This is a genomic window from Chryseobacterium sp. FR048, assembly GCF_056844665.1.
The window spans coordinates 667297-682576 of record NZ_JBXDSE010000003.1 but is presented as its reverse complement, the minus strand read 5'-3'; the positions used below and the strand labels follow the sequence as shown (position 1 = coordinate 682576).

Annotated in this window: 10 protein-coding genes; 7 read left to right on the top strand and 3 right to left on the bottom strand. The window is 36.7% G+C overall.

The window, feature by feature from the left end:
* Positions 1–141 precede the first annotated feature (141 nt).
* The gene (locus AC106K_RS12495; RefSeq protein WP_482445695.1) at positions 142–1581 is read left to right on the top strand and encodes an alpha-amylase; all 1440 of its coding nucleotides are present in this window, start codon (positions 142–144) and stop codon (positions 1579–1581) included.
* Between the two features lie 112 nt (positions 1582–1693).
* Here the strand turns inward: AC106K_RS12495 and AC106K_RS12490 are convergent, their stop codons facing one another.
* On the bottom strand, positions 1694–2104 hold the full coding sequence (locus tag AC106K_RS12490; RefSeq protein ID WP_482445693.1) for a thiol-disulfide oxidoreductase DCC family protein: 411 nt from the start codon (positions 2102–2104) through the stop codon (positions 1694–1696).
* 5 nt (positions 2105–2109) lie between these two features.
* Complete coding sequence (locus tag AC106K_RS12485) at positions 2110–2577, bottom strand: heme-binding domain-containing protein (protein ID WP_482445691.1); 468 nt, start codon at positions 2575–2577, stop codon at positions 2110–2112.
* 475 nt (positions 2578–3052) lie between these two features.
* Between AC106K_RS12485 and katG the strand changes: the two genes are divergently transcribed.
* Positions 3053–5335, top strand: a complete 2283-nt coding sequence (gene katG, locus AC106K_RS12480; RefSeq protein WP_482445689.1) for a catalase/peroxidase HPI — start codon at positions 3053–3055, stop codon at positions 5333–5335.
* Positions 5336–5415: 80 nt separating this feature from the next.
* Here the strand turns inward: katG and AC106K_RS12475 are convergent, their stop codons facing one another.
* On the bottom strand, positions 5416–5937 hold the full coding sequence (locus AC106K_RS12475; RefSeq protein WP_482445687.1) for a hypothetical protein: 522 nt from the start codon (positions 5935–5937) through the stop codon (positions 5416–5418).
* A 288-nt stretch (positions 5938–6225) separates the two neighbouring features.
* On the opposite strand from AC106K_RS12475, the gene AC106K_RS12470 reads away from it, so the two are divergent.
* From AC106K_RS12470 to AC106K_RS12450, 5 genes are read left to right on the top strand one after another with little or no spacing between them, the layout of a single operon-like run.
* The gene (locus tag AC106K_RS12470; protein ID WP_482445685.1) at positions 6226–7851 is read left to right on the top strand and encodes a T9SS type A sorting domain-containing protein; all 1626 of its coding nucleotides are present in this window, start codon (positions 6226–6228) and stop codon (positions 7849–7851) included.
* Complete coding sequence (locus tag AC106K_RS12465) at positions 7851–10901, top strand: hypothetical protein (RefSeq protein WP_482445684.1); 3051 nt, start codon at positions 7851–7853, stop codon at positions 10899–10901. Before AC106K_RS12470 ends, AC106K_RS12465 begins: the two co-directional genes overlap by 1 nt.
* Before the next feature lie 5 nt (positions 10902–10906).
* On the top strand, positions 10907–14338 hold the full coding sequence (locus AC106K_RS12460; RefSeq protein WP_482445683.1) for a DUF6443 domain-containing protein: 3432 nt from the start codon (positions 10907–10909) through the stop codon (positions 14336–14338).
* A gap of 1 nt (position 14339) precedes the next feature.
* Positions 14340–14684, top strand: coding sequence for a hypothetical protein (locus AC106K_RS12455; RefSeq protein ID WP_482445681.1), 345 nt, complete (start codon positions 14340–14342; stop codon positions 14682–14684).
* Positions 14685–14711: 27 nt separating this feature from the next.
* Positions 14712–15104, top strand: coding sequence for a hypothetical protein (locus AC106K_RS12450; protein ID WP_482445679.1), 393 nt, complete (start codon positions 14712–14714; stop codon positions 15102–15104).
* The last annotated feature ends 176 nt before the right edge of the window (positions 15105–15280 follow it).

Genomic DNA, 15280 nt, shown 5'->3' with positions numbered 1-15280 from the left:
AAAAATTTATGATTTTTTAATGAAAATTTCAAATGAATTTCTTCATGATTCATTATTTAGAATGAAAATATTTCCCATTAAATTGAATTTGTTTTCAATAAAAATGTAACTTAGTTAATGAATTCATAATTAAGTGTTACGATGAAAAAAACATATTTTTTCCTTTCCCTGCTGGCTTTAGCGCTTGTAAGCTCATGCCGCAATAATGATGAAATGATTACTGAGCCCTCTCCAAAAGAAGAAGTGCACAACAAGATTGTAAACGTTACCAATCATGACGGCAGACCTTTCAGTACCGGAAAAGGTTCCGGGTCTGTACAAGGTAAATTTGTAGCCGGCCCGGGTGGTGGAGTTCTTATGCAGGGATTCTACTGGGATGTTCCGGATGGAGGAAACTGGTGGAACACGGTGAAAGATAAACTGACGGCCTGGTCTAATGCCGGAATTGGTGCTGTATGGCTTCCTCCAGCTTCAAAAGCTCAGAATGGTGCTTATTCTATGGGGTATGACCCTACCGATTATTATGATTTTGGAGATTATAACCAGAATGGAAGTGTGGAAACCCGTTTCGGATCAAGAACAGAACTGGAAGCTCTTATTACCAAAGCCCACACAGAAAATATGCAGGTATATGCAGATATTGTGATCAATCACAACAGTGGCGGACAGTCTGAAGCCAATCCTTTTACCGGAACCAATACATGGACCAATTTTTCAGGGGTAGCCTCCGGCAAATTTAAAAGAAGCTACAACGATTTCTATAAAAATGCGTACGGGAATAATGACGAAGGTTCCTTTGGCGGTTTTCCGGATCTGTGTCATGCCAATCCTTATGTACAGGACTGGCTGTGGGGAAGAGATGATTCTGTCGCCAAATATTATAAAAATGTGATGAAATTCGATGGGTGGAGGTTCGATTATGTGAAAGGTTTCGGTCCGTGGGTGGTGAATACCTGGAATTCTAAAGTAGGAGGATTCTCTGTTGGGGAATTATGGGATTCTAACGTGAATACATTAGAATGGTGGGCGAATAATGCGAACAGCTCCGTCTTTGATTTTGCCGCTTATTACAAAATGGATGAAGCTTTTGACAATGGAAATCTAAATGCCCTGAATGATGATATGATGTGGAAAAGAAATCCTTACAAAGCGGTAACCTTCGTTGCCAATCATGATACGGATATTATCTACAACAAAATGCCGGCTTATGCTTATATTTTAACCCATGAAGGCTATCCTACGATTTTCTACCGGGATTATGAAGAATGGCTGAATAAAGAAAGACTGAACAATCTGATCTGGATTCATAATAATAAAGCTACCGGAACAACATCTATTTTATATACCGATAATGATGAATACATTGCAAGACGTAACGGCTACAACGGAAATCCCGGTCTGGTTGTTTATATCAATACTTCCTCAAACTGGCAGGAAAGATGGATTCAGACCAATTGGGCAAGTCAGCAGATTAAAGATTTTACAGGAAGTTCAGGTTGGTATCCTACCACCCAGGCTGATAAATGGGTGAAGATTCAATGTGCTCCGAATTCTTATTCTGTTTGGTCACTGAATCAATAAATAATCAGTTAAAATTAAAATGTAAATGAACAAAAAAGACTGCTTCACTATTGGAGCAGTCTTTATCTTTTTATTATAAGTATTTATCTACTTGTCTCACGAAGAAAGTTTTTCAAACCTGTATAAACTTCTTCTTCTGATGTTGATCCGGCAGATAGCATTTCTGATTGGCCAGTTTCATCCGGTTTCTGGAAATCATATCATATACCTTATCATTCAGGAATGTTGGGAAAGCTTTTCCAATAAAAGAAAGTTTGTAAATTCCGCCCAATAAATTGGCAATCGTTAGTACAGCCCGCGATTTTATTAAGTAATATTTTTTTGGTTTCCAGAGATACATGGTATTGAATTCTGTTGTATTCAGTCCCCTTTCAGAAAGAAACTGCTGCCCGAATTCCGATTGTAAGGAAGCAAACATGAATTGATCTTTCCTGTCTCTTTCCAGAATCCACTGAACCCAGAAATTACAGACACCGCAATCTCCGTCAAAAAATACAATATGTTTGTTCTCCCAGTTCTCCATGACTTTTATTTATTAAACATAATTCCTCTTTCAGTATCTTCTTTTACCCTTTTGAAGTATTGAACAAGATCTGCACGCTGCTCATCTGAGAGCTTGGCGTTCTGATGTCCCAGATAATAAGACTCAAGAGGCATTTCTTTTTTTTCAACCATTTCTATACATTCATCCAACTTATGGATCTGTCTTTTAGGTTCATATACTGCAAAGGTAGAAAAATTAAGATGTTTCCTGCCTTCATCAATATGATTTTTTACCCACCATGAAGCAGGAGAAATATTGGTATACCACGGATATTTTGTTTCGTTGGAATGGCAGTCGTAGCATGAAGTTCTGATGATTTTTGCTGTTTTTTCCGGAGTGTTTTTAAACTTCAGAAAATCCATTCCCGGTGTAGGAAGAGGATTGGTTTTGTCGATAGGAAAAAACTGAATGATAATGAATGCTACGAGAATGATAACCAGTACTTTTTTCATAGATGTTCATGTTTCTTAGGATAAAGATAGTTAATTTTTTTTTGATGAAGTAAGGAAGAGATGGAAGAGGTAATAGTTTGAATGCCAGGTTTAAAATATTCTATAAGGTCACATGTTTTTTAACCAGAAAAACCTTATTAATAGAAAATTTTTTCTTCTTCTTTTGCTTTAAAATGTCCTAAACTTATTTTCCGTCTGAAATAAACTTCCAGCTTCCCTCTTCCAACTTCTAGCCTTTTCTTACATTGAGTTATTCTAAATAGAGCCGGGTTGGCTGAATGGATTTAAAAAATGACTAACTTAATACCACAATTATGTCTTAGCCGTGATGCTGTCGAAATTATCTATTTATAGTTTTTAACTATCGTTGAAATAAAAATTAATAGATTGTATTTATTAAGTAAACGTTGTAGGTTTGTGATGTTCTTACAACAGAGAATTAAAACTGTATTAATCAATAATAAAATAAACGACAATGGAAAAAGATTTGAATGACATCAGCAAATGCCCGTTTCACAACGGAACAATGAAGACGAATAATGTAGCGGGAGGGGGAACTCAGAATTCAGATTGGTGGCCGGATCAGCTTAGAGTAGATCTTCTGCGCCAGCATTCGTCACTGTCTGATCCTATGGATAAAGACTTTGATTATGCCAAAGCTTTTGAAAGCCTTGATCTTGAAGCTGTAAAAAAAGACCTTCATGCATTAATGACTGATTCTCAGGATTGGTGGCCGGCTGACTTCGGCCATTACGGACCTTTGTTTATCCGTATGGCATGGCATAGTGCCGGAACTTATCGTGTAGGAGACGGAAGAGGTGGAGCAGGAGCAGGACAGCAGCGTTTTGCACCATTGAACAGCTGGCCGGATAATGTAAGCCTTGATAAGGCAAGAAGACTACTATGGCCTATCAAACAAAAATACGGAAGAAATATTTCATGGGCAGATCTTCTGATTCTTACGGGAAATGTGGCTCTTGAATCGATGGGCTTTAAAACATTTGGATTTGCAGGCGGGCGTGCAGACGTTTGGGAACCGGATTCCGATGTATACTGGGGATCAGAAAAAACATGGCTGGGAGGGGATGTAAGGTACGCTCATGGTTCAGAAGGAGTACCAGAAGGGCATTCAGCAGTTTTACCTACCGATGAAAAAGCAGATGGAGATATTCATTCCAGAAATCTTGAAAATCCACTGGCTGCAGTACAAATGGGATTGATCTATGTAAACCCTGAAGGACCGGACGGAAACCCTGATCCTATTGCAGCTGCCAAAGATATTCGTGACACATTCGGACGCATGGCCATGAATGATGAAGAAACTGTTGCTTTAATTGCCGGAGGACATACTTTTGGTAAAACCCACGGTGCAGGACCGGCAGATCATGTTGGGAAAGAACCGGAAGGGGCAGGCATTGAACAACAAGGTTTAGGATGGGCAAGCACCTATAAATCCGGAAGCGGAAGAGATGCTATTTCCAGCGGTCTTGAAGTAACCTGGACAGAAACTCCTACGCAATGGAGTAATTATTTCTTTAAAAATCTTTTTGAAAACGAGTGGGAGCTTACAAAAAGCCCTGCCGGAGCTCATCAATGGGTAGCAAAAGATGGGGCAGACATCATTCCTGATGCATTTGATTCTTCTAAAAAGCATAAACCAACCATGCTTACAACAGACCTTTCATTGAGACTGGATCCTGTTTACGAAAAAATTTCAAGACACTTCTACGAAAATCCTGATGCCTTTGCAGAGGCTTTTGCAAGAGCCTGGTTTAAACTTACCCACAGAGATATGGGACCTCGTGCCCGTTACCTTGGTCCGGATGTACCACAGGAAGAACTGCTTTGGCAGGACCCGATTCCGGCAGTAAATCATGAATTGGTAGATGCAGCGGATGTGGATGGTCTTAAATCTAAAATATTGAATTCAGGATTAAATATTTCTGAACTTGTATCTACAGCCTGGGCTTCAGCTTCTACTTTCAGAGGCAGTGATAAACGTGGTGGTGCCAATGGAGCAAGAATCAGACTGGAACCTCAAAGAAACTGGCAAGTAAATAACCCTTCACAACTGAATAAAGTATTGGGAGTACTGGAAGGAATTCAGAAAGAATTCAATGATTCCCAAAATGGAGGTAAGAAAATATCATTAGCAGATATAATTGTATTAGCAGGAAATGCAGCCGTGGAAGCTGCCGCAAAAAATGCGGGTCATGAAGTGAAAGTTTCTTTTGCTCCGGGAAGAATGGATGCTACTCAGGAACAGACAGATGTAGAATCTATGGGCTATCTTGAGCCTGCTGCTGACGGATTCCGTAATTATCTGAAAAGAAAATATAACGTATCTACAGAATCTTTGTTAATTGATAAAGCTCAGTTATTGACCCTTACTGCACCGGAACTGACTGTTCTGGTAGGGGGAATGCGTGCTTTAGATACCAATTTTGACGGTTCTAAACACGGCGTATTCACCAGCCGTCCGGGAGCACTTACCAATGATTTTTTTGTAAACCTTCTTGATATGGGGACACAGTGGAAAGCCATGTCGGAAGATAGAGAATTATATATGGGCAGCGACCGTTCAAGCGGCCAGCCAAAATGGACGGCCACTCGTGCCGACCTTGTTTTCGGATCCAATTCTGAATTGAGAGCAGTGGCTGAGGTATACGGAAGTGCTGATGCACAAGGTAAATTTGTGAATGACTTTGTCGCAGCATGGACGAAGGTGATGAATCTGGACAGGTTTGATCTGATGTAATAAAAAGTAATTTGAAATAGTAAAAGACAGCAGTGGTGCTGTCTTTTTTTGTTTCTGAAAAACAATGAGTATTATTCTATTTATTCAGTATCGGAAGGGTAAGGTGGGAGTATCAACTTTAAAGAATTGATATAATCTTCTTCAAAATAAATTGCTCTTATTTCTTTATATAAAAAGGTTTCCAATTGCAGCCAGACTGCACTGGGACTAAACAGGTGAACCCTGAAAGAATGTTTTCTAATGCTGTTGATCTTACCAATAAAAGCTCTGTGATGATCCTTGATCTCAACTCTGATAATTCCGATTTTAGATTGTAAATCAGCCAACAGTTTTTCATTGTCATCAAGATCTAGTATTGGGCTTTTCACCGAAATAGCTCCTTTTAGTTGTAATATCCGCTCCTTAAACTGATCTTCTTCAGTGATCTCGATGTCAGCTATATATCTTTTGTTGATGACTACATAACCATCTGTCATATAGTCAACAGGAATGTATTTTAAATAACACCAGTTATCTGAAATATCAATGACGATCCCCTGAAAATATGCTTTGCTCTTTAATGTAATTGAAACGACTTTATTGATGAGGTTTTCCGTATTCATGCTTATCCTGTTTTCAGGAAATAAATATATAAAAATAGAGAGGTAAAATGTTACTATGGTTATTTTATGTTTTATGAGTGAATGGCGGGTATTTAATTCTTATAAGGCTCTAAAATAATGCTCACTTTTCTATCAAAAAATTCGTTCTGGATTAAAAATATAAAATACACACTTATGTGAATTTTACATTAAATCCCGTTAATATTGATCTGTGGTTTTATAAGAAATGCTAGTTTCGTAAAGCGTTTATCAACGTAGACTAATTACTAATTCAAAAGCAATACGAGAATGAAAAAACTTTATCTCGGTGCATATACCTTATGCGCAGTCTTTGGTGTGTCCGCCCAGGAAGTCGTGTGGCAGAAAGACATCAAATCCTCTACTCAGGATTTTCTAAGCCAGATTACCACTACAATCGATCAGCAGTATCTTATTACAGGAAGCTCTATTCAAAGCGATAAGCAACAGGCTTCGGGCAGTAAGCGAAACAACGGCTATGATTTTCATCTGGTGAAACTCAATCAACAAGGAGATGAAGTCTGGGAAAAGTATTTTTCAGGGCAGAATCATGACTATTTATCAGCAACAGTTACCACTCAAGATGGCGGATTCCTTCTGGCCGGAACTTCTTATTCCGGAAAAGGTCTGGATAAAAAAGAGGATTCCAAAGGTGGTTCAGACATCTGGCTGATCAGAATTAATGAATTTGGCGATGAATTATGGCAGAAAACCTTGGGAACTTCTTCTGATGAAGAAGCCAGATCAGTGATTCAAACTACAGATTTAGGATTTTTTGTGGCCGGAAATGTACAAAATGCTTCAAAAGGCTATGGTTCCAAAGATGTCTGGATTACCAGACTGGATAAAGACGGAAAAGAGCTTTCACAACTGATTTTAGGCGGAAAAGGTCTCGATGAAGTTGAAAAAATGATTCCAACGAAAGACGGTGGGGCATTACTGGGAATTTATTCCAGAAGTTCCGAGGTTCGTGATACGGGTTCTGGAGTAAGAAATCCTGAAAGTAAATCCTCAGCCGAAAGTACTGCTACCCGCAACCTAACATCTGCCACCTCCAAACAAAGCACCAACTTCGGTGAAGGCGACTACTGGATCGTAAAGCTTGACAAAAACGGAAAAGTAGAATGGGAAAAAAACTATGGCGGAAAAGAAGATGATCATATCAGAACTCTTGCTTTGACATCAACAGGTTATATCATCGGTGGAGAGTCCAGATCAGAAAGATCAGGAAACAAAACAGTAGGTATTGAAGAAGGAACAGACCTTTGGCTGATTTCTTTAAATGAAAAAGGAGATGAACAGTGGCAGAAATCCTACAACTTCAAAAACCGTGATGTTTTGATGGGAATGAGTGTGATTCATTCTTCAGATGACAAATCTTCTAAAGGAATTCTTTTAGGTGGTTATACTCAAGCGGAAGGCAGAATAGAAAAAGATGATGAAACATTCTGGATGTTGTATTTGGATCAGAATGGGAATGAGCAGTGGAGAAAACATGTAACAGGAGAATCCAGAGAGAGGGAAGAAAGACTGTCAGATTTGAAACTGAACAGAGACGGTTCTATCATTTTAGCAGGAACCAGCGCGACAGAACTTGGAAAGGAGAACTGGAAGATCGTAAAGCTAGGAGACAAACAGGTTAATCAGCTGATCGAAAAACAAGACATCAAGATTTATCCAAACCCTGTATCGGACTATGCTTACGTAGAAATAGGTTTTGATTTCAAGGAAGCTGATATTCTGTTGTATGATATGAGTGGGAGACAGCTTCAGAATCTGAAGACAAAGAATAATGTGACTAAAATTAACACCCAGTCTTTGGTGCAGGGAGCTTATCTGATCACGATCAAAACGGATACTCAGAAAACAGCAAATGCCAAACTAATTAAAAACTAATGAAAAAATATACAATACTCATGGCTGTATTATATTGTTCTCTATATAATGCACAAAAGATCAATATAAAATCTCCTCAAAGTTATGAGATGGAGAGATACGGAAACATTCCGGTCAATATGAATGTAGGAGGAGTGGATATGAATATTCCTTTATTTCAGGCACCTATTGGAGCATCAGATAAAAGTTTTACCATGAATTTATCGTACAACTCTTCAGGATTTATCCCAACCAAAAGATCAAATTATGTAGGACTAAACTGGATGCTGGATGTTGGCGGGATGATAACAAGAGAAGTTAATCACCTTCCTGATGATGAACCTCAATTTGCGGTGGAAAATAATAGAGAAATAAATGGTCTTTTAGTAGGAATCAGAAATACCAATATCTCTAAAACAACTTTGTTTGACAATAATACTGATGTAGATGATTTTGGAAATTTTAAATCAGGAGGAAGTACAGGTTTTGAATTGGGACCGGATAAGTTCTCATTCAATTTCATGGGAATTTCCGGGTATTTCTACATTGATGCTGAAAAAAATCCGGTTTTTGCTTCCAATGATCCCAACCTGAAAATAGATATTACAGGATTTCAGAATCAAAAGAGTCCTAAAATAGGATGTCATGATTTTAATAGCAGTGAAATTGTGATGACGGACGGAAAGGGGAATAAGTATTATTTCGGCGGACCGGAAGAAAATATAGAAGTCAATTATCCATTGGGAACGAGTAGAGACTCTCCTGGATCAAGTGTTAATGGACAAAATTATTACATTAATGCATGGTATCTGAGTAAGGTTGAATTTGCTGAAGGAAGCAATATGACCATTTCGTATCTTAAATTTCAGGATGTAGGATCTATTGGGGTAAGTGACGGGTTCTGTCAAAACAGCTTTTTTCCTCCTACCTATCGTCTGCCGGGCTCTGAAGTTTTTTTTGAACAGCATAGCTACGTCAATGCAAGTTCCACGGCATATGTAAATGTGATCAATGATGGTTTTTTTTCAGGAGTGAGCAGTAATTCTTCCAATCCGGCCTTAAGCTATCATTTTAACCTGCTGAAAAAGGTTTATCCCTCAAAAGTTATGATCAATGGGAAGAAAGTTGCAGAGTTTACCTATAAACAAAATGAAGGAAGCTCGTTTACTAATCCTGCATTGGGTAATGTATTCAATAAATATTACAAATCTTTTAGTTTAGAAAATGTATTTCTTTACAACGGGGTAAATGATGTGTTGGTCAAAAAAATAGGATTTACTTACTACCGTAATAATGAATATTTCTTCCTGGATGAAGTAACACTTAATGATCTGAAATATAAGTTCGATTATTACGATAAATTTGCAAGCTTAGCTCATGAAACCACCACTTCTGTTGACCACTGGGGCTATTGGAATAATAAAGCTGAATTTTCTAACCCACTGATTCCTGATTATAAAATTAATCCCAATACAGGAGAATACATTATAACGGGAACTTCAAGAGAGCCATCTACCACTTCGGTTCAGCGGACATTATTATCCAGAGTTACTTATCCTACAGGCGGATATTCAGAATTTATCTACGAACCACACGATTATTCTAAAAAGCTGGACAGAACTCCCAATTCTAACTTTTTTGAAGAACTTAAAACTCAAAATGGAACCGTAGGTGGGGCTAGAATTGCCAAGGTATTGGATTTTGATGGAACTAAAACCATTGAAACAGAATACAAATACAGGAATAACTATCCTACAGGAACTACTTCATCAGGAATCAGCAATAGAGTGATAAGATATTCGAATTTTGTGAAATCCGGTAATAATACTCAATATGCGATGGTTCAAAAGAGTGTTTCCAATAATATTATTCCTGGTTCAATGAGTGGCTCCCCGATTAACTATTCCGAAGTGTCCGTATTGAAAAATGGGCTTTTACAGAAGAAATATTTGTTTTCTGATCAGGTCACCAATCCTGATACATTGGTCTATAGAAACAGAGCCAGCTTTGGAATTACTGACCTTTTGCCAGATAATATCGTCAACATGAAGAGAAAATATCAGGACAGAAGCTCTCTAAGAGGAAAAATTATCCGTGAATTGGACTTTAATGAGAATGGGGCAACGATAGTGAGTAAGGAATATAAGTATTCGGATAACAAAAAACTTCCGGTCAATAAATATAATTTGTTCTATGTTGAAACAGGTGAAGCAGAAGTGTTGTATTATAAAGATTTTCTCTTTCCTAATAATCTTACTAAAACAACTACCACCAATTTCTTCAATGCTCAGTCTGTCAATACTGTTAATGAATATTTTTATGATCACACCTATGACAATAATATTTCGAGGGAAAGAACATCTTCAAGTAGTACCGGAACCTCAGAGGTTTCCTATCAATATGCAAAAGAGTTATACGGAACAAGCAATGATTATGTTACTCAAAATATAGTTGGGATCCCACTTGTTACAACAAGATTTAACAATAATCTTCCGATTTCAAAAACAAAGCTAAGTTTTTACAGATATTGGTTTGGGTATGACAAGTTACTTCCTTCACAGCAGGAGTCTGTTCCTATTCAGTTGATCAATACTCCTAATGAGGTATATGATAAGGAAATTACATATGATCATTATGATACCAAAGGAAATCTGGTACAGTATACAACTAAAGCAGGCGTTCCTGTAACCATAATCTATGGCTATAACCAGGCATTACCTATTTTGAAAGTGGAAGGAGTGTCCTATTTAAGCTTTATGGATCTTTTAGGGATGGACGATAATGCGGTGAATTACTACAATCTGGAAATATGCAAAAAGTCGGACCTGGATATTGACCGCAATACTGAAGATGTATTAATTAATGCTTTGGATAATATCCGTCAGAATCCTTTTTTACGGGGAACTCAAATTACAACCTATACCCACGATCCTTTGGTGGGTGTGACGACTATTACCCCTCCATCCGGGATCAGAGAAAGGTATTTTTATGATGCAGCCAACCGATTGGAGAAAATAGTAGATGTCAACAATAAGGTAGTGAAAGAGTTTAAATACAAACACAAAAACTAATAACGATGAAAAAGATAATTATTCCCGTAAGCATATTGTTGATGTCAGGAACAATAAACGCCCAGCTTACTTCCACTGAAAATTATATCCAGGCAAAAACATATCTGGATTATGACGCCGCAGGTCAACCTGTTAAAAATTCTGAGACCGTTCAGTATTTTGATGGATTGGGTAGGCTTAAACAAACTGTAGGAGTAAAATATTCACCCCTTGGGAATGACGTGGTGACTCCTGTTGAATATGATTCCTATGGAAGACAGGCTAAAGATTATCTTCCTATTCCTCAGGGAGGAACTTTGAATGGAGGAATTGTTCCCAACCCAACAGGAAGTGCTTCGACATTCTATGGCGGAGAAAAGATCTATTCAGAAAAAATAATAGAAAATTCTCCGTTAGACAGAATTAAACAACAAATTCAGGTTGGGAATGACTGGAGTGCCAAACCCGTTAACTTTGGATATGAGGCGAATATTGGGGAAGACTACGTAAGAAAGTATGAAGTCTCTACAACATGGGTTGAGGAAAGGACGCAAACCTCAGTAAAGCTGCTTCAGTATTTCCAGGCTGCCCAATTATACAAAAATACGGTTACTGACGAAGACGGAAACAAAACCATTGAGTTTAAAAATACTAAAGGGCAAACCCTTTTGGTAAGAAAAGTACTGAGCCCTACGGAAAATGCAGATACCTATTACGTTTATAATGAATATGATCAATTAGCATTTGTCATTCCGCCACTGGCATCTGCTCCCACTGTGGAACCTGCCACTGTAGAGAGTTTGTATTATCAATATCGATATGATGGGAGAGGAAGATTGGTAGAAAAGAAGCTTCCCGGTAAAGATTGGGAGTATATGGTCTATGACAAACAGGATCGGTTGGTTTTGACTCAGGATGCCAACTTAAGAGCAAAAGGGCAATGGCTTTTTACTAAATATGATCAGTTTTCAAGACCTGTTTATACAGGGATATTAAACAGCGCTCCAGGAAGACTTCAGCAAGTGAATGCCATAGAAAGCAAGGGATCTAACTATGAAGTAAGAACTACCTCAGGTTGGAGTAATAGTGGGATGACAGCCTTTTATACTAATAATACAGCATATCCTACTACAAATTTCAAATTGTTGAGTCTCAATTATTATGACGCTTACCCTGGGTATGATTTCAATCCGCCATTTCCATCCGGTATTCAGGGAGAACCTACTTTATCCGATGTTGTGGTTGATGGGAAGAGCACAAAAGGATTACTTATCTTGAATATAGTTAAAAATGTTGGAGATGATTTCTGGACAGATAATGATAAATGGACCAAAAACTATACTTATTATGATAAAAAAGGAAGAGTTATTGGTACCCATTCGGTTAATCATTATGGAGGCTATACCAAAGTAGAATCTAAACTGAATTTTGCAGGTGATCCTCAAAATGTGATTACAAGACACAAAAGAATGCCTACAGATTCTGAAAAGACGATTACTGAAAATTTCACTTATGATTCTCAGAATAGATTATTAGTACGCAAACATCAGGTTGCTAATGGAGCTGAGGAAATTTTAGTTCAGAATAAATACAACGAAATTTCTCAGTTAGAGTCTAAAAAAGTGGGTGGGACAGACCTTATCACACCTATTCAGACTGTAGACTATAAGTATAACATCAGAGGCTGGATCTCACAGATCAATGATCCTGTTGCTCTGGGAAGTGATTTATTTGGATATAAATTGAAATATCAAACCCCTGAAGCTCCTTCCTCAATAGCCCGATTTAATGGTAATATCGCTGAGGTAGATTGGAAAACAGCTAACGATGGAGTTCGCAGAAGATATGGATATACTTATGACAAGCTCAACAGAATGGCACTTGCGAAGTATCAGAAACCCGATGCAGGGGTCGTAGAAACCAATGCCTACAATGAAAGTGCAACCTATGATCTTAATGGAAATATTCAGACACTATTAAGGTTTGGAGGATCTGATGGAAACTCAGCGCTTAAAATTGACGACATAAAATATACCTATGAGGGTAATCAGCTTGTAGATATTTGGGATTCAAGTGGAAACTCTTTGGGACTTGACGGAGGAGATGCTATAGTATATGACAAAAATGGTAATATAATTATGGATGGAGCCCATTTTATTGATGGGATTGCATATAACCACATGAATTTACCCGAGTCATTGGAAAAGAAGCATGAATATTTTAAGTATATTTACTCTGCAGATGGAACTAAACTAAGTTCATTCCAGTTTTTAAGAGAATTCAGTCAAATGATCGTAAATGATTATCTTGATGGTTTTCAGTACAAAGATGGAGTGTTGCAGTTTATACCGACAAGTGAGGGCTATTATAGTTTTACAGATAACAGATATGTGTATAACTATACCGATCATTTAGGAAATATAAGATTAAGTTATACCAAAAACGGAGCAGGAGCACAGATTTTAGAAGAAAATAATTATTATCCGTTTGGATTGAACCATTCAGGATATAATTCTACTCCGGGAACTTTTTCCTATAAGTATAAGTACAATGGGAAGGAATTGCAGGAAACAGGGTATTATGACTATGGGGCGAGAATGTATATGGCGGATATTGGAAGATGGGGTATGCATGATCCTTTATCGGATGCTACATTCCAACCTTATAATTATGCAAACAATAATCCTGTTTTCTATAACGATCCAAGTGGAATGATTGGTGAAGCTCATGCAAGTATTGGGGTGAAGAAAAATAAAAATGGAGAATATGAAATTGTAAGTGCAAAAAATGATGGAAATCTTGGGATTTATTTAGTAGGTTCTGATGGAATAAGTTATGATGTTAACAAAAGCCAAAGAGTCGGGACTTTAAATAATGCATTTGACTTTTTATTTACTAATGATGAAACAGGTAAGTTTCTAAATACTGTTGCAAAAAGAGCTAATGGTTCAAATATTAAACTTACAACATCGTTAAATTTAAGCTCAATATTAACCAAATACAGTTATAATACAGATAACAATATAGAAAATTATTATTTAGATCTATTGAATTTAGCTTATATGTCAGCCAATTATAGGGAAGGTGGAAATATGGGAAAATTAGATCTGAAAAGTTCATTAGGGTTAGACATGTATACCCCTGTAAAAGCAGGTAAAAATATTACTTCTTTAAGAGCAGCATCTAATATACTTTTTGGATTTAATATGCGAAGAATTTATGATAAATATAGTGGAAATTCTAATTTTAGAAATAAGTTTCCTACAGCTGGAGATTTCTATACCTACGCAATGCAGGCAGTAGGAGGGTATAATCAGTTCCAAAATAACCGAAGTGGTTTCTTTAATGGAAATGGATATAATAAAGGATTTCCATTTTATGGAGAACATACCTATTCTGGAACTAATATTTATAGAGGATACTTTCATCAATTTACTAATCAAAAATTACATAGATAATATGAGATACCTGTTTTTATTAGGCTTACTGGTTTTAATATCATGTAATAAAGAAAAGGTTTTTTATAAAAAAATTGAAACAAAAGATTATTTAGTAGAGGGGTATTCATACGAGAATCATACGGATAAGATATTTCCTAAGGAGCTGATAATAATAGATAAAGCCTCAAAAGATACTATTTATCATTGCAGTAATTGTTACAATGATTTTCATATGATTCTTCAAGATACATTATTAATTTATGGAGGAAATAGATTAGACAGTACAATTGCTCATGGAATATTTTTAAAGCGTATACCAGTGGCACAAATGTATAGATATAATTTACCTTTTTCTGATAAATAATGAACTTTTGGAGAACGTTTTATAAATATGAAAATAACATTTAAATCCCTGTCAATAATATTTTTATATTCAGTATTTTTTAGTTGCCAAAAGCGGAAATCAGAAATACATTATATTGGATTGTACACAGCTACTGTAACTTCAGTAAGTTGTGAAAATCTAAAGAAAGCAACTCATAAAACCGATCTTATTTTGTCTGAAAAAGAAAATAATGAACTGTTGAAATTATTTTCCCAGCTTAAACCTATAGGGAATGATGTGAATATAAATGCAAGGCTGTATGGAGAGATTATAAATGAAAATGCTGAAAGATCTGACTTTTGTATGAACCTTGGATTTATAGAATTAAATGGTAAGAAGTATATGGTAAATGATGAATTGAGGGAGTATATTTTGCAACTGACAAAGAAGAAAAAATAGTTTCACTAATAAAAGATGATAAAGCCACCATTCATTATGGTGGTTTTATTATAAAGGGGAATCAAATAACAGACTTTTCATAACGCCAATTGTAAGCATAATCAAAAAGAGGAGTAAAAAATAGGCGAAAAAATTCACAAGTTGTTTTCTATTATCATGATTTTTCAACGTATTGG

Bases quoted from the DNA above. Each gene is read 5' to 3' on its own strand.
- katG (WP_482445689.1), top strand. From the start codon at position 3,053: ATGGAAAAAGATTTGAATGACATCAGCAAATGCCCGTTTCACAACGGA.
- AC106K_RS12475 (WP_482445687.1), bottom strand. From the start codon at position 5,937: ATGAATACGGAAAACCTCATCAATAAAGTCGTTTCAATTACATTAAAG.
- AC106K_RS12470 (WP_482445685.1), top strand. From the start codon at position 6,226: ATGAAAAAACTTTATCTCGGTGCATATACCTTATGCGCAGTCTTTGGT.
- AC106K_RS12465 (WP_482445684.1), top strand. From the start codon at position 7,851: ATGAAAAAATATACAATACTCATGGCTGTATTATATTGTTCTCTATAT.
- AC106K_RS12450 (WP_482445679.1), top strand. From the start codon at position 14,712: ATGAAAATAACATTTAAATCCCTGTCAATAATATTTTTATATTCAGTA.
- AC106K_RS12490 (WP_482445693.1), bottom strand. From the start codon at position 2,104: ATGGAGAACTGGGAGAACAAACATATTGTATTTTTTGACGGAGATTGC.
- AC106K_RS12495 (WP_482445695.1), top strand. From the start codon at position 142: ATGAAAAAAACATATTTTTTCCTTTCCCTGCTGGCTTTAGCGCTTGTA.
- AC106K_RS12455 (WP_482445681.1), top strand. From the start codon at position 14,340: ATGAGATACCTGTTTTTATTAGGCTTACTGGTTTTAATATCATGTAAT.
- AC106K_RS12460 (WP_482445683.1), top strand. From the start codon at position 10,907: ATGAAAAAGATAATTATTCCCGTAAGCATATTGTTGATGTCAGGAACA.
- AC106K_RS12485 (WP_482445691.1), bottom strand. From the start codon at position 2,577: ATGAAAAAAGTACTGGTTATCATTCTCGTAGCATTCATTATCATTCAG.